Origin of the sequence: Streptomyces sp. NBC_00377 (genome assembly GCF_036075115.1) — a bacterium.
In the GTDB taxonomy this organism is placed as follows: domain Bacteria; phylum Actinomycetota; class Actinomycetes; order Streptomycetales; family Streptomycetaceae; genus Streptomyces.
Genome location: NZ_CP107958.1, coordinates 5,271,861 through 5,298,220 on the forward strand (window position 1 = coordinate 5,271,861; position 26,360 = coordinate 5,298,220).

General features: G+C 70.4%; 24 protein-coding genes. 10 read left to right on the top strand and 14 right to left on the bottom strand.

Annotated features, from left to right (window positions below; genetic code table 11):
* Positions 1–41 precede the first annotated feature (41 nt).
* Positions 42–1,577: an MFS transporter gene (locus tag OHS71_RS23695; RefSeq protein WP_328481350.1), complete on the top strand. Its 1,536-nt coding sequence runs from the start codon at positions 42–44 to the stop codon at positions 1,575–1,577.
* Positions 1,578–1,649: 72 nt separating this feature from the next.
* Here OHS71_RS23695 and OHS71_RS23700 read toward each other — a convergent pair whose 3' ends face one another.
* On the bottom strand, positions 1,650–2,159 hold the full coding sequence (locus tag OHS71_RS23700) for a MarR family winged helix-turn-helix transcriptional regulator (RefSeq protein ID WP_328481351.1): 510 nt from the start codon (positions 2,157–2,159) through the stop codon (positions 1,650–1,652).
* 280 nt (positions 2,160–2,439) lie between these two features.
* Between OHS71_RS23700 and OHS71_RS23705 the strand changes: the two genes are divergently transcribed.
* Entirely contained in the window at positions 2,440–3,249 is an 810-nt protein-coding gene (locus OHS71_RS23705) for a dioxygenase family protein (protein WP_328481352.1), read from the top strand.
* A 32-nt stretch (positions 3,250–3,281) separates the two neighbouring features.
* Here the strand turns inward: OHS71_RS23705 and OHS71_RS23710 are convergent, their stop codons facing one another.
* The gene (locus OHS71_RS23710; protein ID WP_443047026.1) at positions 3,282–3,818 is read right to left on the bottom strand and encodes a GNAT family N-acetyltransferase; all 537 of its coding nucleotides are present in this window, start codon (positions 3,816–3,818) and stop codon (positions 3,282–3,284) included.
* A 183-nt stretch (positions 3,819–4,001) separates the two neighbouring features.
* Here OHS71_RS23710 and OHS71_RS23715 point away from each other — a divergent pair, with 183 nt between their 5' ends.
* Together OHS71_RS23715 and OHS71_RS23720 are read left to right on the top strand one after the other, a co-directional pair.
* Entirely contained in the window at positions 4,002–5,000 is a 999-nt protein-coding gene (locus tag OHS71_RS23715; protein WP_328481354.1) for a sigma-70 family RNA polymerase sigma factor, read from the top strand.
* Positions 5,001–5,877: 877 nt separating this feature from the next.
* Positions 5,878–6,636 carry a TetR/AcrR family transcriptional regulator gene (locus tag OHS71_RS23720; protein WP_328484616.1) on the top strand — a complete coding sequence of 253 codons (759 nt, stop codon included), beginning with the start codon at positions 5,878–5,880 and terminating at the stop codon, positions 6,634–6,636.
* Positions 6,637–6,673: 37 nt separating this feature from the next.
* Here OHS71_RS23720 and OHS71_RS23725 read toward each other — a convergent pair whose 3' ends face one another.
* Positions 6,674–7,732: a helix-turn-helix transcriptional regulator gene (locus OHS71_RS23725; RefSeq protein ID WP_328481355.1), complete on the bottom strand. Its 1,059-nt coding sequence runs from the start codon at positions 7,730–7,732 to the stop codon at positions 6,674–6,676.
* Positions 7,733–7,794: 62 nt separating this feature from the next.
* On the opposite strand from OHS71_RS23725, the gene OHS71_RS23730 reads away from it, so the two are divergent.
* Entirely contained in the window at positions 7,795–9,363 is a 1,569-nt protein-coding gene (locus OHS71_RS23730) for an MFS transporter (RefSeq protein WP_328481356.1), read from the top strand.
* A 514-nt stretch (positions 9,364–9,877) separates the two neighbouring features.
* On the opposite strand, the gene coaD is transcribed toward OHS71_RS23730, so the two are convergent.
* Positions 9,878–10,405, bottom strand: coding sequence for a pantetheine-phosphate adenylyltransferase (coaD, locus tag OHS71_RS23735; RefSeq protein ID WP_328481357.1), 528 nt, complete (start codon positions 10,403–10,405; stop codon positions 9,878–9,880).
* A gap of 108 nt (positions 10,406–10,513) precedes the next feature.
* Here coaD and OHS71_RS23740 point away from each other — a divergent pair, with 108 nt between their 5' ends.
* From OHS71_RS23740 to OHS71_RS23755, 4 genes are all read left to right on the top strand, one after another.
* Complete coding sequence (locus tag OHS71_RS23740; protein WP_328481358.1) at positions 10,514–11,275, top strand: DeoR/GlpR family DNA-binding transcription regulator; 762 nt, start codon at positions 10,514–10,516, stop codon at positions 11,273–11,275.
* Between the two features lie 113 nt (positions 11,276–11,388).
* Complete coding sequence (pfkB, locus tag OHS71_RS23745) at positions 11,389–12,336, top strand: 1-phosphofructokinase (protein WP_328481359.1); 948 nt, start codon at positions 11,389–11,391, stop codon at positions 12,334–12,336.
* 185 nt (positions 12,337–12,521) lie between these two features.
* Positions 12,522–14,729, top strand: a complete 2,208-nt coding sequence (locus tag OHS71_RS23750; protein WP_328481360.1) for a PTS fructose transporter subunit IIABC — start codon at positions 12,522–12,524, stop codon at positions 14,727–14,729.
* Positions 14,730–15,006: 277 nt separating this feature from the next.
* Positions 15,007–15,270: a hypothetical protein gene (locus OHS71_RS23755; RefSeq protein WP_328481361.1), complete on the top strand. Its 264-nt coding sequence runs from the start codon at positions 15,007–15,009 to the stop codon at positions 15,268–15,270.
* Positions 15,271–15,311: 41 nt separating this feature from the next.
* Here the strand turns inward: OHS71_RS23755 and OHS71_RS23760 are convergent, their stop codons facing one another.
* The 4 genes from OHS71_RS23760 to OHS71_RS23775 all read right to left on the bottom strand — a co-directional run bounded on the left by OHS71_RS23760 (position 15,312) and on the right by OHS71_RS23775 (position 20,089).
* Entirely contained in the window at positions 15,312–16,070 is a 759-nt protein-coding gene (locus OHS71_RS23760) for a DUF6227 family protein (protein WP_328481362.1), read from the bottom strand.
* 177 nt (positions 16,071–16,247) lie between these two features.
* The gene (locus tag OHS71_RS23765; protein ID WP_443047027.1) at positions 16,248–17,492 is read right to left on the bottom strand and encodes a L,D-transpeptidase; all 1,245 of its coding nucleotides are present in this window, start codon (positions 17,490–17,492) and stop codon (positions 16,248–16,250) included.
* Positions 17,493–17,738: 246 nt separating this feature from the next.
* The gene (locus OHS71_RS23770) at positions 17,739–18,767 is read right to left on the bottom strand and encodes a P1 family peptidase (RefSeq protein ID WP_328481363.1); all 1,029 of its coding nucleotides are present in this window, start codon (positions 18,765–18,767) and stop codon (positions 17,739–17,741) included.
* A gap of 50 nt (positions 18,768–18,817) precedes the next feature.
* Positions 18,818–20,089, bottom strand: a complete 1,272-nt coding sequence (locus tag OHS71_RS23775; protein ID WP_443047028.1) for a low temperature requirement protein A — start codon at positions 20,087–20,089, stop codon at positions 18,818–18,820.
* A gap of 119 nt (positions 20,090–20,208) precedes the next feature.
* Between OHS71_RS23775 and OHS71_RS23780 the strand changes: the two genes are divergently transcribed.
* Positions 20,209–20,391, top strand: a complete 183-nt coding sequence (locus tag OHS71_RS23780; protein WP_328481365.1) for a hypothetical protein — start codon at positions 20,209–20,211, stop codon at positions 20,389–20,391.
* 79 nt (positions 20,392–20,470) lie between these two features.
* Here the strand turns inward: OHS71_RS23780 and OHS71_RS23785 are convergent, their stop codons facing one another.
* The 6 genes from OHS71_RS23785 to OHS71_RS23810 all read right to left on the bottom strand — a co-directional run bounded on the left by OHS71_RS23785 (position 20,471) and on the right by OHS71_RS23810 (position 26,253).
* Positions 20,471–20,890: a large conductance mechanosensitive channel protein MscL gene (locus OHS71_RS23785; RefSeq protein WP_443047172.1), complete on the bottom strand. Its 420-nt coding sequence runs from the start codon at positions 20,888–20,890 to the stop codon at positions 20,471–20,473.
* Positions 20,891–21,046: 156 nt separating this feature from the next.
* Complete coding sequence (locus OHS71_RS23790; RefSeq protein ID WP_328481367.1) at positions 21,047–21,709, bottom strand: hypothetical protein; 663 nt, start codon at positions 21,707–21,709, stop codon at positions 21,047–21,049.
* A gap of 164 nt (positions 21,710–21,873) precedes the next feature.
* Positions 21,874–22,716: an S-methyl-5'-thioadenosine phosphorylase gene (locus tag OHS71_RS23795; protein ID WP_328481368.1), complete on the bottom strand. Its 843-nt coding sequence runs from the start codon at positions 22,714–22,716 to the stop codon at positions 21,874–21,876.
* 74 nt (positions 22,717–22,790) lie between these two features.
* Positions 22,791–23,111 carry an FmdB family zinc ribbon protein gene (locus OHS71_RS23800; RefSeq protein WP_328481369.1) on the bottom strand — a complete coding sequence of 107 codons (321 nt, stop codon included), beginning with the start codon at positions 23,109–23,111 and terminating at the stop codon, positions 22,791–22,793.
* 67 nt (positions 23,112–23,178) lie between these two features.
* Positions 23,179–24,471 (bottom strand): MFS transporter, encoded by a 1,293-nt coding sequence (locus tag OHS71_RS23805; protein WP_328481370.1) that lies wholly within the window; start codon positions 24,469–24,471, stop codon positions 23,179–23,181.
* A 276-nt stretch (positions 24,472–24,747) separates the two neighbouring features.
* Positions 24,748–26,253 carry a potassium/proton antiporter gene (locus OHS71_RS23810; RefSeq protein ID WP_328484618.1) on the bottom strand — a complete coding sequence of 502 codons (1,506 nt, stop codon included), beginning with the start codon at positions 26,251–26,253 and terminating at the stop codon, positions 24,748–24,750.
* Positions 26,254–26,360: the final 107 nt, after the last annotated feature.

Sequence of the window (26,360 nt, forward strand, 5' to 3'; positions counted from 1 at the left end):
CTCATCTTTTTCCGTCACGAAGTACCGAAGCGGGTATCTCCATGTCTGAAACAGCCCAGAAGGCTCCCGGCAGTACGGGCGCCCCGGACGCCAACCGCTGGAAAGCGCTGGCCTTCATCGCCCTCGCCCAGCTGATGGTCGTCCTCGACGCCACCATCGTGAACATCGCCATGCCCTCCGCCCAGCAGGACCTGGGTATCTCCGACGGCAACCGGCAGTGGATCGTCACCGCCTATGCACTCGCCTTCGGCGGTCTGCTTCTGTTCGGCGGCCGTATAGCCGACCTGTGGGGCCGCAAGCGCGCCTTCGTCGTCGGCCTCGGCGGCTTCGCCGCGGCCTCGGCGCTCGGCGGCGCGGCCGCCAACGAGGCCATGATGTTCGGCGCCCGTGCCCTCCAGGGCGCGTTCGGCGCCCTGCTCGCGCCCGCCGCGCTCTCCCTGCTCGCCGTGATGTTCACGGACGCCAAGGAGCGCGCCAAGGCCTTCGGCATCTACGGTGCGATCGCCGGCGGCGGTGGCGCCGTCGGCCTCATCCTCGGCGGTTTCCTCACCGAGTACCTGGACTGGCGCTGGACGTTCTTCGTGAACATCCCGTTCGCGATCATCGCCGCGGCCGGCGCCTACTTTGTCATCCGTGAGCCCGAGGGCGGCCGTAACCGCTCGCCCCTCGACATCCCGGGCGTCATCCTCTCCACCCTGGGTCTGGTCGCCCTGGTCTACGGCTTCACCCGCGCCGAGTCCGAGGGCTGGAGCGACTCCATGACCGTCGGCATGTTCGTCGCGGCCGCCGTCCTGCTGGCCGCCTTCGTGATCGTCGAGTCGAAGGTCAAGGCGCCGCTGCTGCCGCTGCGCGTGATCACCGAGCGCAACCGCGGCGGTGTCTACCTCTCCCTCGGCCTCGCGATCATCGCGATGTTCGGTCTGTTCCTCTTCCTGACCTACTACCTTCAGATCGTGAAGGGTTACACGCCGGTCAAGACCGGTTTCGCCTTCCTCCCGATGATCGCGGGCATGATCACCGGCTCGACCCAGATCGGTACGCGCCTGATGACCCGGGTGCCCCCGCGCCTGCTCATGGGCCCCGGCTTCCTGGTCGCCGCGCTCGGCATGCTGTTGCTGACCCAGCTGGAGATCGACACCTCGTACGCGGCCGTGTTGCTGCCGGGGATGCTGCTGCTCGGCCTCGGTATGGGTACGGCGTTCATGCCGGCCATGTCCATGGCCACGATGGGCGTCGAGCCGCGTGACGCCGGTGTCGCCTCCGCGATGGTCAACACCTCGCAGCAGGTGGGCGGCGCGATCGGCACCGCCCTGCTGAACACCATCGCCGCCTCCGCGACGACGTCGTACATCAAGGACCACGTCGCCGGCGCCGCCTCCAAGCCGCAGCAGCAGCTGGTGCAGCTCGAGGGCATGGTGCACGGCTACACCAGCGCCATCTGGTTCGCCGTGGGCATCCTGGTCGCCGCCGCCGCGATCGCCATGACCCTCATCAACGCCGGCAAGCCGGACATGGGCGCGGTCGCGGGCTCGGGGTCGAAGGACGCCGAGGACGCGGTGCCGGTGATGGTCCACTGACCCGGCCGGCCCACTGACCCGCCCCGGACCGCGACCGATCCGGCCACGGGCCCACCCGGCCCGGATACGGGTCTAGCGGAGCCAGGGCAGGTCCGCACCCGCTTCGTTGGGCTGAAGTCCCTCGGCGACGATCTGCATGATCTCGCCGAGGGACTTCTGCTGTTCGGGGCTGAGCCGGTCGAACACCGCGTGGCGTACGACGGCGACATGGCCCGGCGCGGCGCGCTTCAGCACCTCCAGGCCCTGGTCCGTCAGTACGGCGAACTGGCCGCGCTTGTCGGAGTCGCACTCCTCGCGGCGCACCCAGCCGTTCTTCTCCAGCCGGGCGATGGCATGGGACAGACGTGAACGGGTGATCTTGGCGTACTTGGCGAGTTCGGTCATGCGCAGGCGCCGGTTGCTGGAGTCGGCGAGTTTGACGAGGAGACCGTAGTAGACGTGCGGCATGCCCGCTTCACGCTGGAGCTGGCGGTCCATGTGATCCTCGAGAAGGGTCGTTGCGTGCACGTAGGAGCGCCAGATGCACTGCTCCTCGGCGGTGAGCCACTGGGGCTCGTCAGCGGATGCGGTTGCCTTCGTCATGTACTCCACTGTAAACGCTCTATTCTTGAAATTTAAACCACTTGGGAATATGCTGTGGGACGTTGACGTTTTAGATTTCAAGCAACCACTCGTGGTAACCGTGCCACCGTCGAACCGTGCCACCGTCACGACGCCACCCGTCACGACGCCCAGCCGTCGCGGCCTTGCGGAGCCGAAATCTCCCGGAGTCGAAGCTCCCGGAGCCGAAGTCTCCGGAGATGGAGCGTCAGGGGCTGGGTGTCGGACGTCAGGGGCCGAGGTCCCGGAAGGAGAAACCGTCATGTCAGCCGTATCCCAGGAGCGTGTCCTGTCCCGGGAGCGCATGCCCGCGCTCTATCTCAGCCACGGCGCCCCGCCCCTCGCGGACGACCCGATCTGGCCCGGCGAACTCGCCGCCTGGTCCGCCGACCTGCCCCGCCCCAAGGCGATCCTGATCGTCTCCGCCCACTGGGAGGAGGCCCCGCTCGCGCTCGGAGCCGTCGACCCGGTGCCCCTCGTCTACGACTTCTGGGGCTTCCCCGAGCACTACTACCGGGTGAAGTACGACGCCCCCGGCGCACCGGAGCTCGCCGAGAGCGTGCGCAAGCTGCTGCGCGCCCCCGGCATCCCCGTGCAGGACATCCCGGACCGCGGCCTCGACCACGGCGCCTACGTGCCGCTCGTCGAGATGTTCCCCACGGCCGACATCCCGGTCCTCCAGATCTCCATGCCGACCCTCGACCCGGTGAAGCTGATGGAGATCGGCCGCAAGCTCGCGCCGCTGCGCGACGAAGGTGTCCTGATCGTCGGCTCCGGCTTCTTCACCCACAACCTGGCCGCGCTGCGCCACACCGGCGGGGGAGTGCCGACCTGGTCCTCCGAGTTCGACGACTGGGGCAGGCGCGCGCTGGAGGCCCGCGACTGGGACGGCCTGCTGGACTTCCTCCACAAGGCCCCGGCCGGACGGTACGCCCACCCCCGCACCGAGCACTTCGCCCCGCTGTTCGTGACCATGGGCGCGGCGGAGATGTCGGGCGAGCTGGACGCACAGAAGTCCGTGATCGACGGGTTCTGGATGGGCATGGCCAAGCGGTCCGTGCAGTTCGGCTGAGGGAGAAGGCGGGCCGGAGCTCCCCCGGGCGGTCAGAGCTCTTTCTCGTACCAGGCCACGTCCCAGTAGCGGCCGAACTTGCGGCCCACCTCGCGGTAGGTGCCCACGTGCCGGAAACCGAAGCGTTCGTGCAGTCGCGCGGACGCTTCGTTCGGTTGCGCGATACCCGCGTACGCGCGGTGCAGGTCCTCGGCGGCCAGCGCCTCGAAGAGTGCCTCGTAGAGCAGCGTGCCGATGCCCCGCCGGCCCGCGTGCGGGGCGACGTACACCGTCACCTCCACCGAGGTGGAGTAGGCCGCCTTCGGCCGGTAAGGGCTGGATGTGGCGTAACCCAGGATTTCCTGTGAGGTCCCTGGGATGTCCTGTGAGTCCGCTTCCGTGGCAACCATCAGGCGGTACGGCCCGTCTTCAGGGTGGGAGAGCAACCACGGACGTCGCTCTTCCGGAGTGAAGACCACCGTGTCGAATGTGATGGCCGTCTCACGTATGTAGTGGTTGTAGAGGCTCGTGAGGGCTTCGAGGTCACCCTCGACCCCCGGTCTGACCTGCACCTCTGTACGTCCGGACAACCTCATGCCCCCTCACGTGGTCGGACAGGGTACTGCAACATCATAAAAATCGGGGTGCGGGTTGGGAATTCTGTCCTGATTCCAGTCGTTGTTTCCATCGGATGCAGGGCACCCGAGGAGAGTGCCGAAAGTGCCGAGCGTCCGTAGGGCAACCCGCTGAACCTCCATCGCAAGGGAGCACGCATGGCAACCCGTGCCGTCGCCCGTCGCAAGTCCGCCTCTGGCGAGACGACCGACGCGGCCCGCAGTGTTCGCGCCCATGGCGGCGAGATCGCCGACCGCGACCTGGTCGGCATGTACCTCGACGAGATCGCGCGCACGCCTCTGCTCGACGCCGCCAAGGAAGTCGAGTTGTCACAGATCATCGAGGCGGGTGTGTTCGCGCAGCAGGTCCTCGACGGCGACGAGGAGTCCAGGGCGGACGCCTCTCGTGACGAACTCGAGGCCCTGGTCGCCGAGAGTGAGCGGGCCAAGGACGTCTTCATCCGTTCCAACCTCCGCCTGGTCGTGGCGGTGGCCCGCCGCTACCCCCGCAGCGGTCTGCCCCTTCTCGACCTGATCCAGGAGGGCAACGCCGGCCTGGTGCGCGCGGTCGAGAAGTTCGACTACCGCAAGGGCTTCAAGTTCTCCACGTACGCGACCTGGTGGATCCGTCAGGCCATCACCCGCTCCATCGCGGACCAGTCGCGCACGATCCGCCTGCCCGTCCACCTGGTGGAGGAGCTCGGCCGGATCCGCCGCGTGCAGCGTGAGTTCAACCGGGAGAACGGCCGCGACCCCGAGCCCGCCGAGATCGCGACCGAGCTCGGGTCGACGCCGGCGCGTGTCACGGACGTCCTGGACTGGGCCCGCGACCCGGTCTCGCTGAACATGGCCGTCGACGACCAGGGCGAGACCCAGTTCGGCGACCTGCTGGAGGACACCTCCGCGGTCTCGCCGGAGCAGTCCGTCCTGACCCTGCTGCGCAGCGAGGAACTGGACGGCCTCATCGACCGCCTCGACCCGCGCACCGCCTCCATCATCAAGATGCGGTACGGCATCGACGACGGCCGCGAGCGCACTCTGACCGAGGTCGGCAAGGAGCACGGCCTGACGCGGGAGCGCATCCGCCAGATCGAGAAGCACGCCCTGCTGGAACTGAAGAAGCTGGCCCGCGACACGGGCTTCGAAGCGGCGGCGTAGGACGGTAGGGGCCGGCGAAACGGCCAGGACGGCGCGACGGCGCATGGCTCGGTCCATGCGCCGGCCGGGCGGGGCGCTTCCGTCGGGCGGCGCCTGTCGCGGCCGCCGGCAGTGACGTGACGCTCGGCGGTGTCGCCTCGGCCGCCCGTCGTCGGGGCGCCTTCAGCGGTGTCGGGCCGGCTTTTCGGGGCACATCGAGTGGGGCCCGGGCTGCGGCGAGTGGGCCTCAGGCGCCCTGTGGTGCCGGGCTTGCGCCCGCGCGCGCGGGTGGTGAAGCGCCGCGCGAACATGGCGCAGGAACGTCGCTTCAATGGGGAGGAGCGCGGGAACAAGTCCTCTGGGCACGGGAGTCCGGGCCGACCGGACCTCGCAGCCTCCATGAACGTTCTTCGCCCCACATGAGCCAAGTCCCGACGCACCCATCCCCCCGGCGCCGGGACTCTCCACGAGTCGGGCTTCGGTGCCTCTCCCCCCAGGCGCCGGGGCCCGGCTCCCTTTGTGCGCAACCGAGCCCGCGACCGACACCCGGGGTGGCTGAAACGGCGGACCGGGCGGGACGACAGCCCGGGCGAGCGGCGGTCCGGGCGAGCGGTGGCCGGCCCGGGGCGCATCCGGGTGGAGGCGGCGGGCCGGGTGAGTACCCCCTCGGCGGTCCGCGTGCTTGGCCCGAGCTGGTCATTGCGGACGCACATGACCGCCCGGCATATGACACGGCGGACGGGCGCGCGGAGCGGGCGGGGCACCCCGTACCTGAACCACGGGGTGGCCCGCCCGAATGGCAGATTGTGCCACATGGGCATAGCCTGCCGAGGTGATCGGTTCCACCTCCAACCCCGGCTCCCCTTCGCTGACCGAGCGGCGCAAAGCAGCGACCCGCATGGAGATCGCCCGTGCGGCGGCCGGCCTCTTCGTCAGCCGGGGCCTGAAGGCCACCCGGGCCGAGGACATCGCCCAGGCCGCAGGCATCGCCCCGCGCACCTTCTACCGGTACTTCGCGACCAAGGAAGAGGCCGTCGCCCCGCTCTACGCGGCGGGCGCCGAGCGGTGGGCGCAGGCGGTCCGCGAGGCCCCGGCCGAACTGACCGTGCCGGAGGCCCTGGAACACGCGGTACAACACACCCTCGTCCCCGGCCGTGGAGTGTCGGCGGCCTCCTGGGAATGGGCCCGCACCCTGATCAGGCTGGCCGGGGCCAGCCCCGCCCTCGGCAAGGTCTGGGCGGAGGTCTGTCACGCCTCGGAGACCGCACTCGTGGACGTCCTGTCGGAGCGGACGGCACCGACCGGGACGAGGGACGCCCCGAAGCCACCCCTTGCGTCACCCCCTGCCCTCGCCCCCCGCGCCACTTCCACTTCCACGGACGCGCCCTCCGCCGTGCCCGCCTCCGCCGTGCCCGCCTCCGCCTCCGCCGCGTCCGCCTCCACCTCTGCCGCTCCGTCCGGGCGCGACAACGTTGCCTCTCCGTATCAGCGCTTCACCGCGACGGTGGCCAGTGCCGCGGTCCGGGTGGCGGTCGAGAGCTGGGCCGCGACCAACGCCCCTCCCACCGGCCGGCAGGGCCCGGCAGAGCTGGCGTTGCACAACCTGCGGGCTCTGCGAGGGTTCGCGTGGGAGGAAAGGCCGGCGGAGGAGATCTGACGCGCCTTCGCGCGTGCTCCCCGCCGAGCTCGCTCCCTCATCGCGCGCCCACTCCACCCTCTCCGCCCCCCGGGTGTCCTGCCGCACGCTCTAGTCGTCCGCCCAACTCCCTTACACAGGCGACCAGTTCCACTGGGCCGGCGACCGAGAACTCGCACCCCAGCATCGCCAGCCTCATGGCCACCCACTCCACCGGATCACTTGTCGTCCCCCGGATCCGGCACCTGCCTTCGCTGTGCGCCGACGCCGACGCCGACGCCGACGCCGACGTTCGTGTCTGCGCCCGCGGCTCTGCGACCGGTGTGCCGAGCCACGCAGGCAGTCGCGCGGCCACGAACTCCGTCGGCGCCTCGAAGGTGACGTCGAGTTCGTACTCGTAGGCATCCGGCCGCCGTTGGATGGACCGCCGGAGGTATTCCGCCGCGCTCCCCGTCGGCAGCTCGCGCGGAGTGAAACGGGCTCCGGTCGCGAAGGGGTCGCCGACCCGGTCCACCCGGAAGGTCCGCCAGTCCTCGCGGTCGAGGTCGTACGCGACGAGGTACCACCGTCGGCCCGTGGACACGAGCCGGTAGGGCTCGGTGAGACGGCGGGACTCCGTGCCGTCCTTCGCGCGGTAGGCGAACCGCAGCCGTTCGCGTCCGGCCACCGTGGAGGCCATGACGGTCAGCGTCTCGGGCGCGATGCTCGCCCCGTCCCCACTGGTCAGCGGTGTGGTCGCGGCCTGGAGGGTGGACACGCGGTGGCGCAGTCGGGCGGGCAGGACCTGCTCCAGCTTGGCCAGGGCCCGGACGGAGGCTTCGTCGACGCCTTCCAGCGCGTGTCCTGCCCCCGCCCGCAGCCCGACCGCGATCGCCACCGCCTCCTCGTCGTCGAGCACGAGCGGCGGCATCGCCTTGCCCGCGACCAGCCGGTATCCGCCGTCCGAGCCCAGGGTCGCCTGCACGGGATAGCCGAGGTCACGCAGCCGGTCGATGTCCCGTCGGACCGTGCGTCGGGAGACCCCGAGCCGGTCGGCGAGCTCGCCGCCGGGCCATTCGCGGGGCGTCTGGAGGAGGGAGAGGAGTTGCAGCAGCCGAGCCGGAGTGTCCGTCGTCATGCTTCCGAGGATGCCGCAGAACTAGGACACGATCTGACCTAGTGCGGTCCTACTGTCACACCATGACCTCCACGGAGACCTTCCCCGAGACCCCGCCAGAGCCCTCGCCCGAGTCGTCGTCCGTCCCTCGGACGGGCCAGGCGGCCGCGGGTGACCGTCGTCGCTGGTTCGCGCTCGCCATCGTGATGACCGCGGCCTTCATGGACCTCGTCGACGTCACGATCGTCAACATCGCCATCCCCTCCATCCAGCAGGACGCGGGCGCCTCCTGGAGCCAGATCCAGTGGATCACCGCCGGTTACGCGCTCGCCTTTGCCGCCGGGCTCGTCACCGGAGGCCGGCTCGGTGACATCCACGGGCGCAAGCGGCTGTTCCTCCTCGGCATCGGCGGCTTCACCCTCGCCTCCGCGCTGTGCGGCTTCGCCGCGAACCCGGAGATGCTGGTCGCCTCCCGCATCCTCCAGGGCGCGATGGCCGCGATGATGGTGCCGCAGGTGCTGTCGATCGTGCACGCCACCTTCCCGGCGCACGAGCGGGGCAAGGTCTTCGGGCTGTTCGGCGCGATCGTGGGGCTGGGAGCCGTCTCCGGGCCGCTGCTCGGCGCGCTGCTGACGGAGTGGAACCTGTTCGGCCTCGAGTGGCGGCCGATCTTCCTCATCAACCTGCCGGTCGGCATCGCGGGACTGATCCTCGGCAGCCGCTTCATCACGGAGTCCAAGGCGCCGAAGGCGCTGAAGCTGGACCTCGTCGGCGTCGTGCTGGTCACCCTCGGCCTGCTCATGCTGCTCTACCCGCTCACCCGTGGCCGTGAGCTGGGCTGGCCGGTGTGGGGGTATGTGTCGATGGCGGGCTCGCTCGTCGTCTTCGGGGCGCTGGTCGCGTACGAGCGGCGCAAGGGCGCGCGGGACGGCTCGCCCCTGATCGAGCTCTCCCTCTTCCGGGTGCGCAGCTTCGCGGCGGGCATCGCCGTACAGACCGTCTTCGGCATCGCACTCGGCGTGTTCTTCCTGGTCTGGACGCTGTACATGCAGACAGGGCTGGGCTGGAGCCCGCTGCGGGCCGGCCTGACCGGGGTTCCGTTCTCGCTCGCCGTCTCGACGGCCGCCGGGCTGTCCGTCCAGAAACTGGTCCCGCGCTTCGGGCGCAAGGTGCTCCAGACCGGTGCCCTGGCCATGGCCGTGGGGGTGCTCCTCTACATCTGGGAGTCCCAGCGGTACGGCCTCGGCATCACCTCGTGGCAGATGGCGCTCCCACTGGTCGTGATGGGCGCCGGTATGGGGCTGATCTTCGCCCCGCTGACGGACGCCGTGCTCTCGGACGTGCCGCGCGAGCACGCCGGTTCGGCCTCCGGGCTGATCAACACCGTCCAGCAGATGGGCAACGCGCTCGGGCTCGGTCTCGTCGCGGTCGTGTTCTTCGGCCGGATCGGCGACCGGCTGACCCGAGCCGAGGTGGGGCCCGCCTTCGCGAACGCCTTCGAATACGCCCTGGGCTGGGTGGCTCTGGTCATGTTCGCCATCTTCCTGCTGATGTTCGCCCTGCCGAAGCGTCCGGCCCAGCACGTGGAGGGCGACGCCGACCCCTCGCAGGCAGCCCCCTCCGAGGAGCGGGAGCGCGAACTCGTCGCCTGAGCCTCCCGCGCGAGGGCCCGTCACCGCTGCGGTGACGGGCCCTCGCGCGCGTGCCTCTGTCCGGACACCGATGGGGGTGGCCCGGACGCGGCCGGCGAACCGGCCGGGTCGGCGGTGCCGGAGGTCCCGCGGGCGAGGTCCTGACCGGGGGAAGCCGTGTCGACGTCGGGTCGGCCGGGAGTCCGCGGCGAGGTCCTGATACGGAGGAGTGCGCGCCGAGGGCCGGATCAGCATCCGCGTCCAGGTGCGTGGCCTACGAGGGTCGTTGTCGGCTCGATACGGGGCGAGGGACGTGGGGTTGGATTGTTCCGGGCGGGTTGGGGGAGACCGCGGAACCGCTTTCCCCACCCTTGAGGGTGCGGCCACAGGGCGGCGGGGCCCAGGACACTCCTGATGAGCCGCTGTGCGCGGCCATCATCCACGAACGCCATCCCCGCAACTACCGGCCTTCCAGGCCTCGCTGCAACTTTCCGCTGCTACGAACGGCTCGTCAGCCTCGCCACGCGGACACGTCTCAGGAACCCTTGCTGCCACCTCCACCTGCTGGAAGAAGCCCCCTCAGATCATCGTTCGAGACGCGGTCCTGTTGGCTCATCGTGGTGACGAGGGTGGAGGAGATGTGCGCCAGGGCGGGGTCGGAAGCGATGAAGAACGTTTCGACTCCGGCCAGTTCGTGGTTCATGCGGGCCATCGGCATTTCGTGGTCCAGGTCGCGAACGCCGCGGACTCCGCGGACGACGACGTCGATTCCGGCTCGGCGGCAGTAGTCGACCAGCAGGCCGCCGGTGTGGGAGTCGACCGTGACGTTGCCCAAGTCGGTCGCTGCCGCGCGGAGCCGGTCCAGCCGTTCCGCGATGGGGAGGCGGCCGACCTTGTTCGAATTGAACATCACGCACACGACGACCTCGTCGAACAGGAGGGCAGCGCGCCGGAGTACGTCCTGGTGCCCCTGAGTGACCGGGTCGAAGGATCCTGGGAAGAGGGCTCGCATGATCGGAAAGGCTAACAGGCGTGCATCGAGGCGGGATGGAAGTCCGTTCATGCCCGGATCACGCCCGAATCTGTTTACTTTCCGGAAATCCGGGCGTAGTCTCCGGGGCGAAACCATAAATTCGGGCATGGAGCGGGCAGCAGTCGGAGGGAAACGGACATGTACGCACCGGAGCGGCAGCAGGAAATCCTGCGGCTCGCCCGTGACGGAGGCCGGGTGGACGTCCTTTCGCTGGCTGAGGAGTTCCAGGTCACGGCGGAGACGATCCGCCGCGATCTGAAGGCCCTCGACCGCGCCGGCCTGGTGCGCCGCGTGCACGGCGGTGCCATCCCGGCCGGACGCCTCGACTTCGAACCGGACTTCGCCGAACGCGAGGGCACCTCCACCGACGAGAAGGACCGCATCGCCAAAGCGGCCCTCGCCGAACTCCCGGCCGAGGGCACCGTGATCCTCGACGCCGGCACGACCGTAGCCCGCCTGGCCGCGGCCCTCCCACTGGAGGCCGAGCTCACCGTCGTCACGCACAGCCTGCCCATCGCGGCCCGCCTCGCGGACCACCCGGGTATGCAGCTCCACCTCGTCGGGGGCCGTGTACGGCCCCGTACGCGCGCCGCCGTGGACGCGTGGGCGCTGCGCGCGTACGGCGAGATCCGCGCCGACGTCCTGTTCATCGCCGCCAACGGCTTCTCCGCCGAGCACGGGCTTACCACCCCCGACCTCGCCGAGGCCGCGGTGAAGCGGGCGGCCGTCGGCGCCGCCCGCCGCGTGGTGCTGCTCGCCGACTCCGCCAAGCACGGCCAGGAGCACTTCGCCCGCTTCGGCGACCTGAGCGACGTGGACCTGCTCATCACCGACAGCGGGCTCAGCCCCGAAGACGCGGCCGCCATCGAGCGCGGCGGCACGGAAGTGGTACGCGCATGAACGCCCCCAGCGAAGCAAGCACGAGCGACGCAAGTGTGAGCGGTACGGGTTCGACGAACGGTACGGGTTCGAGCGGTGCGCATTCGAACGGTACGCGTTCGAGCGGTACGAGCATGATCCTCACCGTCACCCCCAATCCGTCCCTGGACCGTACCTACGAGGTCCCGTCCCTCGATCGCGGTGAGGTCATCCGCGCCACCGGCGAGCGGATGGATCCGGGCGGCAAGGGCGTCAACGTCGCGCGCGCCGTCGCGGCCGCCGGAGGGCGCACGGTAGCGGTGCTGCCCCTGGGTGGTGCGCCGGGCGCACTCGTCGCCGACCTGCTCGACGCGCAGGGCATCGAGGTCGCCCCGGTGCCGGTCGCCGGAGCCACCCGCTCGAACATCGCGCTCGCGGAGTCGGACGGCGTCCTCACCAAGATCAACGCTCCGGGCCCCGAGCTGTCGCCAGAAGAACAGGAACTGCTCCTGGAGACGGTGCGCGAGCAGTCGCGCGACGCCGACTGGATCGCCTGCTGCGGAAGTCTGCCCCGGGGACTCGCGCCCTCCTGGTACGCCGAAGTGGTCGCACGGGCGCACGCCGGGGGCGCGCGTATCGCTCTGGACACCTCGGGGCGTGCGCTTCTGGAGGCGCTGCGCGAGCGGCCCGACGTGGTGAAGCCGAACGCCGAGGAGCTCGCCGAGGCCGTCGGGCGGCCGCTGGCGACCGTGGGTGACGCGGTGAAGGCGGCCGAGGAACTGCGCGAGATGGGCGCCCGTGCCGTGCTCGCGAGCCTGGGCGCCGACGGGCAACTGCTCGTGGAGGACTCGGGCACCTGGTTCGGGAGCGCGCGTGTCGACGTCGTACGCAGCAACGTCGGAGCGGGCGACTCCTCCCTCGCCGGCTTCCTCGTCGCCGGCGGCAGCGGCCCCGCGGCGCTGGTCTCCGCCGTCGCGCACGGCGCGGCTGCCGTCCAGCTGCCCGGCAGTGTGATGCCGACCCCGGACGACCTGGACCCGGCGGCGGTGACCGTCACGACGCAGGTCCCGGTGGACCGCGAACTGAAGGAGCCGGTGTCATGACGACGACTCCCGCGTCCCCGTCGACTCCTGGGGACCCCTTGATGCGCGAGATCCAGTCGTTCCCCACGACGCGCCCCTCCGTCTCCCCCCCGCTGCACGGCCGTGGCAACCCCCGTCACCGTCCCCGTCCCCACCCTCGCCCAGCACCCCGTGCTTCGGGCGATACGCGTGCGAAGGAGCCCGCGATGAGCGACATGATCACCGCGGACCTGGTCGATCTCGACCTGTCCGTCGAAACCAAGGAAGCGGTGGCCCGCTCCCTCGCCGAGCGCATGGTGGCCCTGGGCCGGGTGACCGACCTGGAGGGCTTCCTCGCCGACGTGGCCGCGCGAGAGGCCCAGATGCCCACCGGTCTCGACGGTGGCATCGGCATCCCGCACTGCCGCAGCGCCCACGTCACCGAGCCGACGCTCGCCTTCGGACGCAGCGCCGCCGGCATCGACTTCGGCGCCGCCGACGGCCCAGCCGACCTGATCTTCCTGATCGCCGCCCCCGCCGGCGCGGACGACGCCCATCTGACGATCCTTTCGTCGCTGGCCCGGCAGCTGATGAACGCCGACTTCACCGACGCGCTGCGCTCGGCCGCCGACGCGGCGGCCGCGGCGGCGCTGATCCGCGGGGACGAAACCCCGGCCCCCGAGGTCCCCGTCGCCGAGGCTCCGGCCGACGCCTCGGGGGCCCACGCCGAGGGCACCTCCCGAGACGCCGTGTCGGCGTCGGCGGCGGCCTCCGCCGACGCCGACACGGCCACCACAACAGACGCGCATGCCATGGACGCGCCTGCCACAGACGCGCACGTCGCAGACCCGTCTGCCGAGGACGCGGCCTCCGAGGACGTGTCCTCCGAGGACACGGCCGCCGCAGACCCGGACGCCGAGGCGGCGCGCCCCTTCCGGATCGTCGCCGTCACCTCCTGCCCGACCGGCATCGCCCACACCTACATGGCCGCCGAGTCCCTGGAGAACGCGGGCCGAGAAGCAGGTGTCGAACTGGTCGTCGAGACGCAGGGCTCGGCCGGATTCACCCGGCTCGACCCGGCCGTCATCGCCGCGGCGGACGGCGTGATCTTCGCCCACGACGTCCCCGTACGCGAAAAGGACCGCTTCGCCGGCAAGGCCACCGTGGACGTCGGCGTGAAGGCGGGCATCAACCGGCCCGCCGCTCTCATCACCGAGGTGCGCGGAAAAGCGGCGCGCGGCGAGGTGAGCGCCGCGGCGGCCGGCGGCGGGACACCGGTCGAGCGCACCGGCGAGTCCGGCGACAGCTACGGCACCAAGCTGCGCAAGTGGCTGATGACGGGCGTCAGTTACATGGTCCCGTTCGTCGCGGCGGGCGGTCTGCTGATCGCTCTCGGGTTCGCGATCGGCGGTTGGGAGATCAACAAGGCGCCCTCGGTCATGGAGCACTTCTCCTGGACCCAGGTCGACAGCTGGGGCGCCCTGCTGTTCCAGATCGGCGGGGTCGCCTTCGGCTTCCTCATCCCGGTCCTGGCCGGCTACATCGCGTACGGGATGGCGGACCGGCCCGGCCTCGTGCCCGGCTTCGTCGGCGGCATGATCGCCTCCAACATCGCGGCCGGCTTCCTCGGGGGCCTGGTCGCCGGCCTGCTCGCGGGCGGCATCGTCCTCGCCATCCAGCGGATCACGATCCCACCGGTGCTGCGCGGCATCATGCCGGTGGTGGTGATCCCCCTGATCTCCTCGCTGATCGTCGGCTTCCTGATGTTCGTCGTCATCGGCAAGCCCATCGCCGAGGCGCAGAAGGGCATGACGGACTGGCTGGCCGGCCTCTCCGGCACCAACGCCGTCCTGCTGGGCGTGCTGCTCGGCCTGATGATGTGCTTCGACCTCGGCGGCCCCGTCAACAAGGTCGCGTACGCCTTCGCCACCGCAGGTATCGCCGTCCAGGACCCCAGCGACTCCGCGATGAAGGTCATGGCCGCAGTGATGGCCGCGGGCATGGTGCCGCCCCTGGGCATGGCGCTCGCGACCACCGTCCGCAAGAAACTCTTCACCCCGACCGAGCGCGAGAACGGCAAGGCCGCCTGGGTCCTGGGCGCCTCCTTCATCTCCGAGGGCGCGATCCCGTTCGCCGCGGCCGACCCGCTGCGGGTGATCCCGGCGTCGATGGCGGGCGGCGCGGTCACAGGCGCTCTGTCGATGGCCTTCGGCGCCACGCTCCGCGCCCCGCACGGAGGCATCTTCGTGGTCCCCCTGATCGGTAGCCCGTTCCTGTACCTGATCGCCATCGCGGCGGGCGTCTGCGTGACGACGGCCCTGGTCGTCATCCTCAAGGGCCTGCGCAAGCCGGTCCCCGGCGCCACGGAGCCCGGGACCACGGGCGACGCCGCGGCCGCCACCACGGCGGAGACGAAGCAGCCGGTGGCCGTGTAACCCGTGCCGACGTCTGCGGCGGCCCGCGACCGTCATCGCCTTCCCCACAGCTGTACGCGGTGGTCGGTGACGTCAGTCGCAGCCGCAGGCTCGGTCCCGCGTGACCGGCTGTCGCTGTGGCTGCGGCTACGGTCGGAGGTACGGGGGGTCATCTGCGGCGATTCGCCAATCTCGGCACCGAAACGGGCCTATCGCGTGATCTGCGTGATAGGCCCGACCTGCGAGATGCGTCACGGTTCGGGACCCGGTGCCCGGACTCTGGTGTCTACTGGGTGTCATGCCCGTGCATCTAACGCCCCCTCAGCTGACGGCCCTGACCGTCCTCGCCGTGGCGTCCGTCGCCTGGCTGATGTTCATGACCCGCATGCTGCGGCGCAGCCGCTCGGGCGACGGGGTCCACCCGGCACCCCTCGCCCCGCCTGTTCTGCCCGGCCTTCCGTGCCAGCAGCAGTCAGGTCCCCGCCTGGAGGCCGTCGAACTGACTCCAGCGGAGAAGGACGCCTTCGCCGGCCTCGTACGGCAGCTCGGCGGCGGTCGCTGAACGGCCTCGGCGGCGGTCGCCGGAGTGCAACTCGGTGGTGGTCACTGAACGGCTCGGGAGACCTGCTCCGCCCTGCGTTCCATCGCGTCCCGGGCCGCGTTCTCGCAGATGTACACCTCGCACATGTGCCGCCCGTCGGGCGTCGCCGTGTGCTCGACCTCCCACAGGGAGATCTCCCGGCCGTCACGCAGCAGGAACGCGTGCTCGTAGAGCGAGTAGGCGAGGCCGATCCGGCCCGCCCGGCAGGGCCGCCCGAAAGCCTGGGTGATCTGGTGCGCGAAAGCCGACTTCAGCAGCGCTGACGTGTCCGCGTCGGGCCGGTCGGAATTCTCCGCGCGGCGCAGCAGTCTGCGCGCGTGGTCCGCCGAGTCGTCCGGCACGTACACATGCCGGGGGCCGGGGGCCGGCGACAAGTGCACCAGCACCGGCAGTTCGAAGTCCGGTGTGTCGGACGGCAGCGGCAGCCGGGCCGTGGCGGCGCGCAGCTCCTCCTCGTCGACGTACACCTCGTGCTGCGGCTCACTGCCCGGCGCGGTGTTGTGCACGAGCTCCCACAGGGTGAGCGCGCAGCCGTCGGCCAGCAGCCAGGTGTGCCGGTACGTCTCCCGGTGCATACCCGCGCTGTGGTGCGCGGAGTGCAGGGAGCTGTCATGGGCGAGTGCACAGTCGAGTCGCCGCAGGGCTTCGTCAGGCAGTTCGAACGAGTTCAGGGCGCGACCGAGCAGTCGCGCGAGGTGCTCCTCCGGAGACTCGGGCGACTCGGCTGGTTCGTACGCTGTCGTCTCGTACGGAACGCTCAAGGTTTCTCCCGGCGTTGCTGCATGTCACCTTGTGGGTGCATACCGTAGCCCCTCGGTCGGACATCATGTCCGGGAACCGAGAAAACGTACGCCGTGAAAACGAGGGGGCCGCGCGAAAAATTCCCGCGCGGCCCGACAGCCTGTCAGAAATCCCCGGTCAGAGGGCCTCCGTGGCGATCAAGCCGTGGCCCCTGCGGTCCATTCCGCCCAGGACATGTTCCACCCGTTGAGTCCGTTGTCCGGAGCAACCGTCTTGTCGGGGGAGTTCTTGACGATCACCACGTCGCCGATCAGCGAGTTGTCGTAGAACCACTTGGCAGGCGTGTCTCCCTGGGCGCCCTGGGCGTCCGCGAGCCCCACGCAGCCGTGACTGGTGCCGGTGCGGCCGAAGGGAGGGTTGCCCCTGTTGTACCAGTAGTTGCCGTGGATGAAGGTTCCGGACGTCGTCAGACGCATGGCGTGCGGAACATCCGGAATGTCGTACTCGGCACCCAGGTTGACCGTCCGGCTGTTCATCCGCGTCTGCGTGAACCTCTCGGAGATCACCATCTGGCCGTTGTACGTGGTGTGCTCAGGGTCGCCCGTCGAGATCGGGACGTTCTTCAGGGTCTGCCCGTCCCGCACCACCGTCATGGTCTGCGTGTTCGCGTCGACGGTGGAGACCTGCGAGCGGCCGATCGTGAAGGTGACTGTCTTCTTCTGCACCCCGTAGACGCCGTTCGCTCCCTCGACCCCGTCCAGGTCGATCTTCATCGTGACCTTCGAGCCGGCCTTCCAGTACTCCTCGGGCCGGAAGTCGAGCCGCTGCGCCCCGAACCAGTGCCCGACCACCTGCTGGCCGCTGCTCGATGTGACCGCGATGTGCGACTGCACGGCCTTCGTGTCGCCGATGGCCTTGTCGAAGGTGAACGACACCGGCATCCCGACGCCCACCGTGGTGCCGTTGTCCGGGGTGTAGGTCCCGATGAAACTGTTGGCCGAAGTGACCGTGGTGAAGATGGAGTTCGCGGCGGCGGTCTTACCGTTCGAGTCCTTCGCGGTCGCCGATATCTGGTACTTCGTCCCGCGCTCCAACTGCTCCTTCGGCTTCCAGGTGCTGCCGTCGGCCGACAGCGAGCCTTCGACGGCCTGGCCCGACCCGGCCACCGTCATCCTCACCTCGGTGAGCCGGCCGGCGCTCACCTTCACGCCGGTCGCGTTGATCGACGCGCCCGTCGAACCGTCCTTCGCCGAGATGACGATCTTCGCGGTGGACGTCTTGACGCTGCTCCCGCCGCCCTTGGGGTCGTCGTTCTCGTCCTTGGCGGTCGCGCTGCCCCCGCAGGCGGTCAGGGTCAGGGCACCGACCACCAGGACGGCACAGGCTCCCACTGCGCGCCGCACTGCTTTGTCCGCCGTTGTCACGGGCTGCTCCAGCTTCATGTGAGGTGAGTGATCCGCTCCGAATACGTGAAGAAGGAGGGACCCGGCGGCCGGTGAGGTTCCCACCGGCCGCCGTTGGCACGAGCACGTGACACAACCAGGACAATCGTCTTCGCGGAGTGCAGCCGGGCGCCCGACACGGTGCCGTTCCCGAGCCGGCCCCGACGCCCTTTCAAGGCCCGTCCCGAGCCGGTCCAGGGCCCGTCCCACGCACCGTCGGGCCGGCGGTGCCGGCCGCTGTGGCGGTCACCTGCCCCCGTACAGCTCCTCGTACGACGGCCACGCGCCTCCCGGCCCCTCCACCGACTCGGCAGCGCGTACGGCCCGTACGATCGCGCGCGTCACCATGTCGGCGCCCGCCGCGAGGAGGTCGTTCAGGGCGAGCGGGCTCTCTGCGTCGAGCGGACGGGCGCCCGTCGCCAGCGCGAAGACCGTGTCCCCGTCGTTGAGCAGGTGTACCGGACGCACGGCACGCGCGATGCCGTCGTGTGCCGTGCCCGCCAGCTTCTGCGCCTGCGCCTTCGACAGGTCCGCGTCGGTGGCGACCACCGCGAGCGTGGTGTTCAGCGGGGGAGGCGCGTTGAGCGCCGCGATCTCGGCGAGACGCCGACGGGCGGCCTCATGCATCTGCGCCTCGGGAAACTCCACCCGTCCCTGGAACAACTCCCCGTACAGCACACCCGTCTGCGGATCCGTCACCGATCCTGCCGCGTTGGCCACCACCAGCGCGGCCACCGTGATCCCCGAGTCGAGCAGCACACTCGCGCTGCCCACCCCGCCTTTCATGGGCCCGACAGCCGAGCCCGTGCCCGCGCCCACACATCCGTCCCGAACGGGGGCCCCGGGAGGGCTCGCCGCGGCCGCCTCCACGGCCGCCCGCCCGGTGGCAGCGTCCGGGCGGGCCCGGAAGTCGCCGCCCCTTCCCAGGTCGAATACGCAGGCGGCGGGTACCACCGGTACGACGTGCGCCGGGTCCGGGCCGACACGGACCCCGCGCCCCCGCTCCTCCAGCCAGGCCATCACGCCGGAGGCGGCGTCGAGTCCGTAGGCGCTGCCGCCGGTCAGCACGATCGCCTCGACCCGCTGCACCAGATTGCGGGGATCGAGGGCGTCGGTCTCCTTGGTGCCGGGACCGCCACCGCGCACGTCCACGGCCGCCACGGCGCCGCCCTCCGGGGCGAGGACGACCGTCGTACCGGTGAGCCAACCGTCGCCGGTCCGTGTGGCGTGTCCCACGCGCACGCCTGCGACGTCCGTCAGAGCGTCAACTGTCATGGGAGCCAGTTTCGCCCGGCTCGTGCTCCGTGTGCTGGTGTCACGCCACGTCATACCACCGCGCTCGAAGCCCGTGCGGGGCTCTCCCGTGCCTCCCGGGCGACCATGCGCGCGGTCAGGGTCGTCCCGGTCGCGACCGCCAGCGCCGACACCAGGCCGGCCGCGAGGACGGCCCACTCGCCGGCGAAGGTGCAGCAGATCACCACCAGAGCGGTGACGGGAAGCACCAGCTGCTGGGCCAGACCCACCTTGAAGTGACGTGAGTGCAGCGCCCAGACCGTCAGCAGGTACAGCGCCGTCGGCAGGGTGACCGCGGCCGACGCGGCGAGCGTGGAGAGATGGGCTTCGCCGACCGCCTGCTCGACCGCGACCTCCAGACCCGCACCTATCGCCGCCGCCGAGGCGAAGACCAGGTAGTGCCCGTAACCCCATAGGAACGACTGCCTGTTGGAGCGCAGATGCCCATGGATGGGCACCACGAAGTAGATCCACCAGGCGGCGAAGACGATCAGCAGCCCGCCCACCGCGATCGGCAGCGGTTCGCCCAGTGCGTCGTTCTTCTCGATGCCCGACTTCACGGCGACCGTGGCCGCCGCGATCGTCTCGCCCAGCACGATGATCGTGAACAGGCCGTAGCGCTCCGCGATGTGGTGAGGATGCCAGGACGTCGGATGGTCCTTCTCCGCGTAGATCGGCACGCACATCTCCAGCGGCGCCATCACCAGGAACAGCCACGCTCTGCCGCCCTCCGGCAGGATCAGCAGTCCCAGCCAGCCGATCTGGCAGAGCAGTATGCCCCCGGCGTACCGCAGTGCCATCGTCCGCTCCGGCCCCTCGGCGGACCACGCGACGCGCAGCCACTGCGAGCTCAGCGCGCACCTCATGATCACGTAGCCCAGCCAGACGGCCATGAACTCGTGGTCCTCGAACGCCCGCGAGACGCCCGCCGCGAGCACCAGGACTCCGGCGATCTGCACCAGCGTGACGATCCGGTACAGGACGTCGTCGTTGTCGTACGCCGACGCGAACCACGTGAAGTTCATCCAGGCCCACCAGATGGCGAAGAAGACCATCGCGTAGTTGAGGATTCCCTCCCCCGCATGGGACTCGGCCACCGCGTGTACCAGTTGGATGCCCGCTTGGGCGATGGCCACGACGAAGCACAGGTCGAAGAACAACTCGAGTGGTGTGGCGACCCTGTGCGTCTCGTCCCGTCCGCGCGCGGTCAGTCTGCGCAGGGGTTTCATGCGGCGGACGGGAGCCGGTGAGTCGGGGGTCCCGGAAGGGGAGGGACGAGTCGGCGGGGGCGTACTGGGCGTCATGGGTACCAGCACAGCAGACAACCGGCGGAAAATCTCGTGCGGGATCCGCAGGCCCGCACGGTGCAGAGGAGGCGGGCCGGCCCGGACCCGAGCGGGTGCCGGGGCCGTACCCTGGACGGATGAGCACTTCTTCCGCCTCCGAGTCGCGCGACCCGAAGGCCGCGCTGATCTTCGACGACCCGCTGGACCGGCAGTCCTCCGACGACACCGACCGTGGCTGGGGCGAACACCCGGCCCCCGCGTCCGACGGCGCCGCCGACCTGAAGCGCTTCCTCGACGAGAAGCCGCCCCACCACGTCTGAAGCAGACGTACGGGGCCAGTGCTCCGACAGGCCCGGCGGCACCGGCGGAGCACCGACCGCACGGCGCCCAGGAGCGCCCCTACCGCTGGTTGTGGCCTGTGCCCCGCTGGGCGATCAGAGCGTCGCGGATCTCCTTGAGCACCTCCAGTTCGGTCACCTCGATGACCTCCTTCGTGCCCTCCTTGGCCTTCCTGCGGGCTTCCACCGTCGCCAGGTACTTCGCCATGGGCAGGACCATCAGGAAGTAGACGACCGCCGCGGTGATCACGAAGGTCAGGGTCGCGCCGAGGACGGATCCCCACAGGATCTGGACGCCCGTCGCGCTGTCCCCCGTGCCCGTGCAGGGGCCCTTGAGGCAGGAACTGTAGCTGTCCAGGTTCTTGGTGCCGACCGTCCCGATGACCGGGTTGATGATCCCCTTCACCACCGAGTTCACGATGTTCGTGAAGGCCGCGCCGATCACCACCGCGACCGCCAGATCGACGACGTTGCCACGCATCAGGAAGGCCTTGAAGCCCTGCCAGACGCTTGCCTTCTTTGCGCTCACCTCGGGGACACTCCTCGCATCTACGGGTTGTGGAACAAACAGCTCCGCAACCTACGTCAACGCCAGGAGGGCCTGTCCAGTGAGGGTCTTCGAACGAGGGGCCTGACGTCACCACAGGGTCACCGCCAGCCGCGCGGTCGCGCTCGCTCCCGCCAGACGAGCGGCGGTCGGGCGGGGCACCGAGAGGACGATCAGCGCCCCGTCTTCAGCTGTGCCGCCGGTGGTGTCCAGGGGCTCCGGCACCTTCGTCACCAGGGCTTTGTGCGCGACCACATGGGCGTCGCCGCCGGCGCCGCCCAGGGCGCCCATCGCCGTCTGCTCGGCGGCGATGACGTCGACCCGGTCACCGGGGCGCAGCAGCCGGACCGTGGCCGCGTCGGCGATGCGTACCGGTACCGTCACCTTCTCCCCGGCGCGAAGACCATGCCCTGAGGCGCGTGCCGGCCGCTGCACGCGGGCGTGCGAGCGCCCGCGTGCGTCCACATCGGACACGCCCCCACCGGGGTGGCCGCGTCCCGGGTCGCCGCCCCGTGGGCCGGCCGCCACGAGTGCGGCGGCGGTGACGGCGAGGCCGAGAGCGAGGGCTCGTCGCCGGCTCCGCACGAGCCGCCCCCACGCGTACCGTCCACCGCGAACCCGCACGGGAGCGAAGGACGGCACCTCACAGGTGGCCGGAGCGTCCGCGCCGGGTGGGCGCGCCACGAACGGGAGAGGGGAGGGAAGAGGAGGGAACGGCGGGGGAGACGAGGAGGGAACGCGGAAGTCGGACATGAGGTCACCACCTGCGAGGAAGGACGGACTGTCGAAGCCACGTTGAGGCTTCGCGCCGCCGCTCGCCGGAGCCCGTGGACGACAGCCGGGTTGTGGACAACTCCCTCACCCGAAGGGGAACTTCCCCTTGAGGATCGGCCTTTCCCGTCCCGCCCGGGGTCCCGTCACGGCAGCTCGAAGCCCGGATCCAGTCCGCCCAGCGCCTTCATGCACAGGCAGTCCCGCTGCCCGTCGGAGGGCAGCGCGGCCACCGCGTCGAACAGCACGTCCCGCAGCCGGTCCACGTTCGCCGCGAACACCCGCAGCACCTCCTCGTGCGACACACCCTCGCCGCTCTCCGCGCCCGCGTCCAGATCGGTGACCAGGGTCAGCGATGTGTAACAGAGTTCGAGTTCCCGGGCGAGCGCGGCCTCCGGGTGGCCCGTCATACCGACCACCGACCATCCCTGCGCCCGGTGCCACAACGATTCGGCACGGGTCGAGAACCGGGGCCCCTCGATCACGACCAGCGTCCCGCCGTCCACCGGTTCCCACCCCCGGCCGCGTGCCGCCTTCAGGGCCGCCGAGCGTCCCACCGGGCAGTAGGGGTCGGCCAGGGACACGTGCACCACGTTGGGCACCGTGCCGTCGGGCAGAGGCAGCCCGTCGAAGTACGTTCCGGTCCGCGACTTCGTACGGTCGACCAGCTGATCGGGCACGAGCAGCGTGCCAGGCCCGTACTCGGGGCGCAGACCGCCCACCGCGCACGGACCGAGTATCTGGCGCGCACCGACCGAGCGCAGCGCCCAGAGGTTGGCCCGGTAGTTGATCCGGTGGGGCGGCAGATGGTGTCCGCGGCCGTGCCGGGGCAGAAAGGCGACCCGCCGGCCCGCGATCTCGCCGAGGAAGAGGGAATCGCTGGGCCGCCCGTGGGGCGTGTCGATCTCGAGCTCCGTCACGTCCTCGAGGAACGAGTAGAAGCCGGAGCCGCCGATCACGCCTATCTCTGCGTTCGCCTGGTTCGCCATGCGTCGCACCCTAACGGCCCCGGGAACGCCGAAGACCCTGTCGTCGTACGACGACAGGGTCCAGTGAGCGAGCCTTACGCGGCTGAACTGCTGCCGGTCGAGGTGCCGGTGCTCGACGACTTCGAGTCCGAGGACGATGACGACGAGGTCGACGGCTTCGCGTCGGAACCGGACGTCGCCGACTTCGAGGACGACGCCGGCGAGCTGCTCGACGAGGAGCCGCGGCTGTCGTTGCGGTAGAAGCCGGAGCCCTTGAAGACGATGCCGACGGCGGAGAACACCTTCTTGAGGCGGCCACCGCAGTTGGGGCACTCGGTCAGGGCATCGTCGGTAAACTTCTGCACCGCCTCGAGGCCCTCGCCGCACTCGGTGCACTGGTACTGGTAGGTCGGCACTGTCTTCCTCCTGGCACTCTCACTCAGTGAGTGCTAACGACGGTCTATCTTGACGTATTCCCCGGGATCAGTCCACTGTCACCGGCGCGCGGTGACCGACGCCACGTGCGACGGTCCGCGCGCGGGGGCGCGTCGCGAGCCGTGAACGCAGCGCGAGCAGGGTCACCAGGGCCAGCACCGTGCCGCCCATCGGCACCAGGAAACCGGCGCCGCCCCAGAAGTGGTCCTCCAGCTGTCCGGCGACCGTGACGGCGGCCGCCTGCCCGAGCGCGACCGCGCCGGTCAGCCAGGTGAACGCCTCGGTGCGGGCGCCGGCCGGGACCAGGTCCTCGACCAGCGTGTAGCCGGTGATCAGCGCGGGCGCGATGCACATGCCGACCAGGAGCCCCAGACCTGCCAGCACGAGCACCGAGTGCGCGGCCCACAGTCCGGAGGCAACGAGTGCCAGCGCTGCGTAGGCGACGACCAGGCGCTGGCGAGGGGCGACCTTCCAGGCGATGGCGCCGCAGACCAGGCCGGAGAGCATGTTGCCCGCGGCGAAGGTGCCGTAGAGGACACCGTTCAGGCCGGGCTCGCCGATGGACTCGGTGAACGCCGCCAGCGAGACCTGCATGCCGCCGAAGACGGTGCCGATGCCCAGGAAGGCCACGATCAGCACGCGCACGCCGGGGACGCGCAGAGCCGAGGCGTGCTCCACGCGTGTGTGCCCGGTGACGGCGACCTGGGGCTGGGTGCTCTTGCGCGCGGCGAACAGCAGACCGCCGAACAGGGTCAGCGAGGCCTCGGTGATCAGGCCGGCGGCCGGGTTGACACCGGTGCACAGGGCGGTCGCCAGCAGCGGGCCGAAGACGAAGGTGAGCTCGTCGGTGACGGACTCGAAGGCCGCCGCAGTGGTCATCAGGGGCGAGCCCTTCAGCCGCACGGCCCAGCGGGCCCGCACCATGGGGCCGATCTGCGGCACCGAGGCGCCGGTGGGCACGGCCGCCGCGAACACCGTCCACAGGGGCGCATGGCTCAGGGCGAGCACCGTGAGGGTGAGGCCCGACACCGTGTGCAGCAGCACGCCGGGGATCAGCACCGCGCGCTGCCCGTACCGGTCGGCGAGACGCCCGCTGTACGGCGCGCACAGCGCCATGGAGACACCGGTGACGGCGGCGGCGGCACCGGCCGCGCCGTACGAGCCGGTGGTGTGCTGTACGAGCAGCACGATGGAGATGGTGAGCATCGCGAACGGCTGCCGGGCGGCGAAGCCCGGCAGCAGGAACGTCCAGGCGCCACGGGTGCGCAGCAGCTGCCCGTATCCCGGGCGGGAGGCGGCCGACGAGTCCTTCGACGGCTCGGTGGTGACCGTGGATGCCACGGCCCGTGCCTTTCTGCCGCCTGGTAGCGCGACCCCGTTCTGTGCGCGGGGGCGCCGAGAGCTGTCCTCTTGCGCGTGCTGCGGTAGATGCCGGTGCTCGCTGCACGAGGTGTGCCGGCCGCCATACGGTCGCGCCAGCTCTGCGTCAGGCAGAGTTGGTTCGATCAAGGTGTGCCTTCATCTTACAGGGACCAAGAACGAGATTCCTGTGAAAATGAGCACCATGAAACGAGCCGCCTCCGAATGAAGGGGGTGTGAACAGTGCGAAACGTGCGCTTAACGCGCGCTGCCGCCCGTGCCCAGCCATCCGGCGAGTTTGCCGCCGTGCCCGACGGCGCGCAGCCGCTGTTCGGCTGCGTCGCGGACCGGGTCGGTGGCGACGACCAGGAGTTCGTCGCCGTGCCGCAGCACGGTCGTCGGCAGCGGCACGAACGAGGTCCCCTCACGCACGACGAGGGTGACGGCCGCCCCGGCCGGCAGTCGCAGCTCGTTGACCTCGACACCGTGCATCTTCGACCCCTCGGGGATCGCGACCGACAGCAGATGCCCGCGCAGCCGCTCCAGGGGCGCCGACTCGACCCCGAGGTCGGCGGCCTCGGGGTCCCCGCCCAGGCGGAGTTTGCGCGCCAGCCAGGGCAGCGTCGGCCCCTGGATCAGGGTGTAGACGACGACCAGCACGAAGACGATGTTGAAGATGCGGCGGCTGGCGTCGACGCCGTTCACCATGGGGATCGTCGCCAGGATGATGGGGACGGCACCGCGCAGTCCGGCCCATGACATCAGCGTCTGCTCCTGCCAGGGCACCCGGAACGGCGTCAGGCACAGCACGACGCTGAGCGGTCGGGCCACCATGGTCAGCACCAGGCCGATGACGAGCGCGGGCAGCACGTCGTCGCCCAGCTCGTGCGGGGTCACCAGGAGACCGAGCAGCACGAACATGCCGATCTGCGCAATCCAGCCGAGGCCGTCGGCGAATCCGCGGGTGGCGGGCCAGTGCGGCAGTTTCGCGTTGCCCATGACCATGGAGGCGAGATAGACGCCCAGGAAACCGCTGCCGTGCGCCAGTGAGCCCGCGGCGTAGGCGGTGACGGCGATCGCCATGACGGCAATCGGGTAGAGGCCGGAGGCGGGCAGCGCGACGTGCCGGAGGCCCCAGGAGCCCAGCCAGCCGACCGCCAGGCCGATGGCGGCGCCGATGGCCAGTTCCAGCGCTATCTCGCCCAGCAGCACGTACCAGTGCTCGACGGGGCCCGCGGTGGAGAAGGCGACCACCAGGATGACCACCGGGGCGTCGTTGAACCCGGACTCGGCCTCCAGCGTGCCCGTCACACGCGTGGGGAGGGGGATCTTGCGCAGGACGGAGAAGACCGCCGCCGCGTCGGTCGAGGACACCACCGCGCCGATGATCAGCGCCTGTCGCCACTCCAGCCCGGTCACGAAGTGCGCGGCGGTGGCGGTGACGCCGACGCTGACCGCGACCCCGGCCAGTGCCAGCGCCGTGGCGGACGGCAGGGCGGGTTCGATCTCCTTCCACTTCGTGCCGAGGCCGCCCTCGGCGAGGATCACGACCAGGGCGGCGTAGCCGATGACCTGGGTCATCTCGGCATTGTCGAAGTGGATGTTGCCGATGCCGTCCTGGCCCATGAGGACGCCGATGCCCAGGTACACGAGCAGGCTGGGGAGCCCGCTGCGCGAGGAGATACGGACCGCCGCGACGGCGACGAGCAGAACGAGCGAGCAGACGAGCAGGAGCTGGTTGAGGTGGTGGACAGTCAGCGGCAGTTCCCTTCACCGGCGCGCGCGGCTTGCGCGCGGGCGCACATGTGCATCGGATACATCGGACACGAAGCTGCGCGCCCCGGGTCCAACTACTTCGTTACCTTACCTAA

Coding starts and splice junctions, on each gene's coding strand:
- OHS71_RS23695 (WP_328481350.1), top strand. CDS start 42: ATGTCTGAAACAGCCCAGAAGGCTCCCGGCAGTACGGGCGCCCCGGAC.
- OHS71_RS23700 (WP_328481351.1), bottom strand. CDS start 2,159: ATGACGAAGGCAACCGCATCCGCTGACGAGCCCCAGTGGCTCACCGCC.
- OHS71_RS23705 (WP_328481352.1), top strand. CDS start 2,440: ATGTCAGCCGTATCCCAGGAGCGTGTCCTGTCCCGGGAGCGCATGCCC.
- OHS71_RS23715 (WP_328481354.1), top strand. CDS start 4,002: ATGGCAACCCGTGCCGTCGCCCGTCGCAAGTCCGCCTCTGGCGAGACG.
- OHS71_RS23720 (WP_328484616.1), top strand. CDS start 5,878: ATGGAGATCGCCCGTGCGGCGGCCGGCCTCTTCGTCAGCCGGGGCCTG.
- OHS71_RS23725 (WP_328481355.1), bottom strand. CDS start 7,732: ATGACGACGGACACTCCGGCTCGGCTGCTGCAACTCCTCTCCCTCCTC.
- OHS71_RS23730 (WP_328481356.1), top strand. CDS start 7,795: ATGACCTCCACGGAGACCTTCCCCGAGACCCCGCCAGAGCCCTCGCCC.
- coaD (WP_328481357.1), bottom strand. CDS start 10,405: ATGAACGGACTTCCATCCCGCCTCGATGCACGCCTGTTAGCCTTTCCG.
- OHS71_RS23740 (WP_328481358.1), top strand. CDS start 10,514: ATGTACGCACCGGAGCGGCAGCAGGAAATCCTGCGGCTCGCCCGTGAC.
- pfkB (WP_328481359.1), top strand. CDS start 11,389: ATGATCCTCACCGTCACCCCCAATCCGTCCCTGGACCGTACCTACGAG.
- OHS71_RS23750 (WP_328481360.1), top strand. CDS start 12,522: ATGAGCGACATGATCACCGCGGACCTGGTCGATCTCGACCTGTCCGTC.
- OHS71_RS23755 (WP_328481361.1), top strand. CDS start 15,007: ATGCCCGTGCATCTAACGCCCCCTCAGCTGACGGCCCTGACCGTCCTC.
- OHS71_RS23765 (WP_443047027.1), bottom strand. CDS start 17,492: ATGAAGCTGGAGCAGCCCGTGACAACGGCGGACAAAGCAGTGCGGCGC.
- OHS71_RS23770 (WP_328481363.1), bottom strand. CDS start 18,767: ATGACAGTTGACGCTCTGACGGACGTCGCAGGCGTGCGCGTGGGACAC.
- OHS71_RS23775 (WP_443047028.1), bottom strand. CDS start 20,089: ATGACGCCCAGTACGCCCCCGCCGACTCGTCCCTCCCCTTCCGGGACC.
- OHS71_RS23780 (WP_328481365.1), top strand. CDS start 20,209: ATGAGCACTTCTTCCGCCTCCGAGTCGCGCGACCCGAAGGCCGCGCTG.
- OHS71_RS23785 (WP_443047172.1), bottom strand. CDS start 20,890: ATGCGTGGCAACGTCGTCGATCTGGCGGTCGCGGTGGTGATCGGCGCG.
- OHS71_RS23790 (WP_328481367.1), bottom strand. CDS start 21,709: ATGTCCGACTTCCGCGTTCCCTCCTCGTCTCCCCCGCCGTTCCCTCCT.
- OHS71_RS23795 (WP_328481368.1), bottom strand. CDS start 22,716: ATGGCGAACCAGGCGAACGCAGAGATAGGCGTGATCGGCGGCTCCGGC.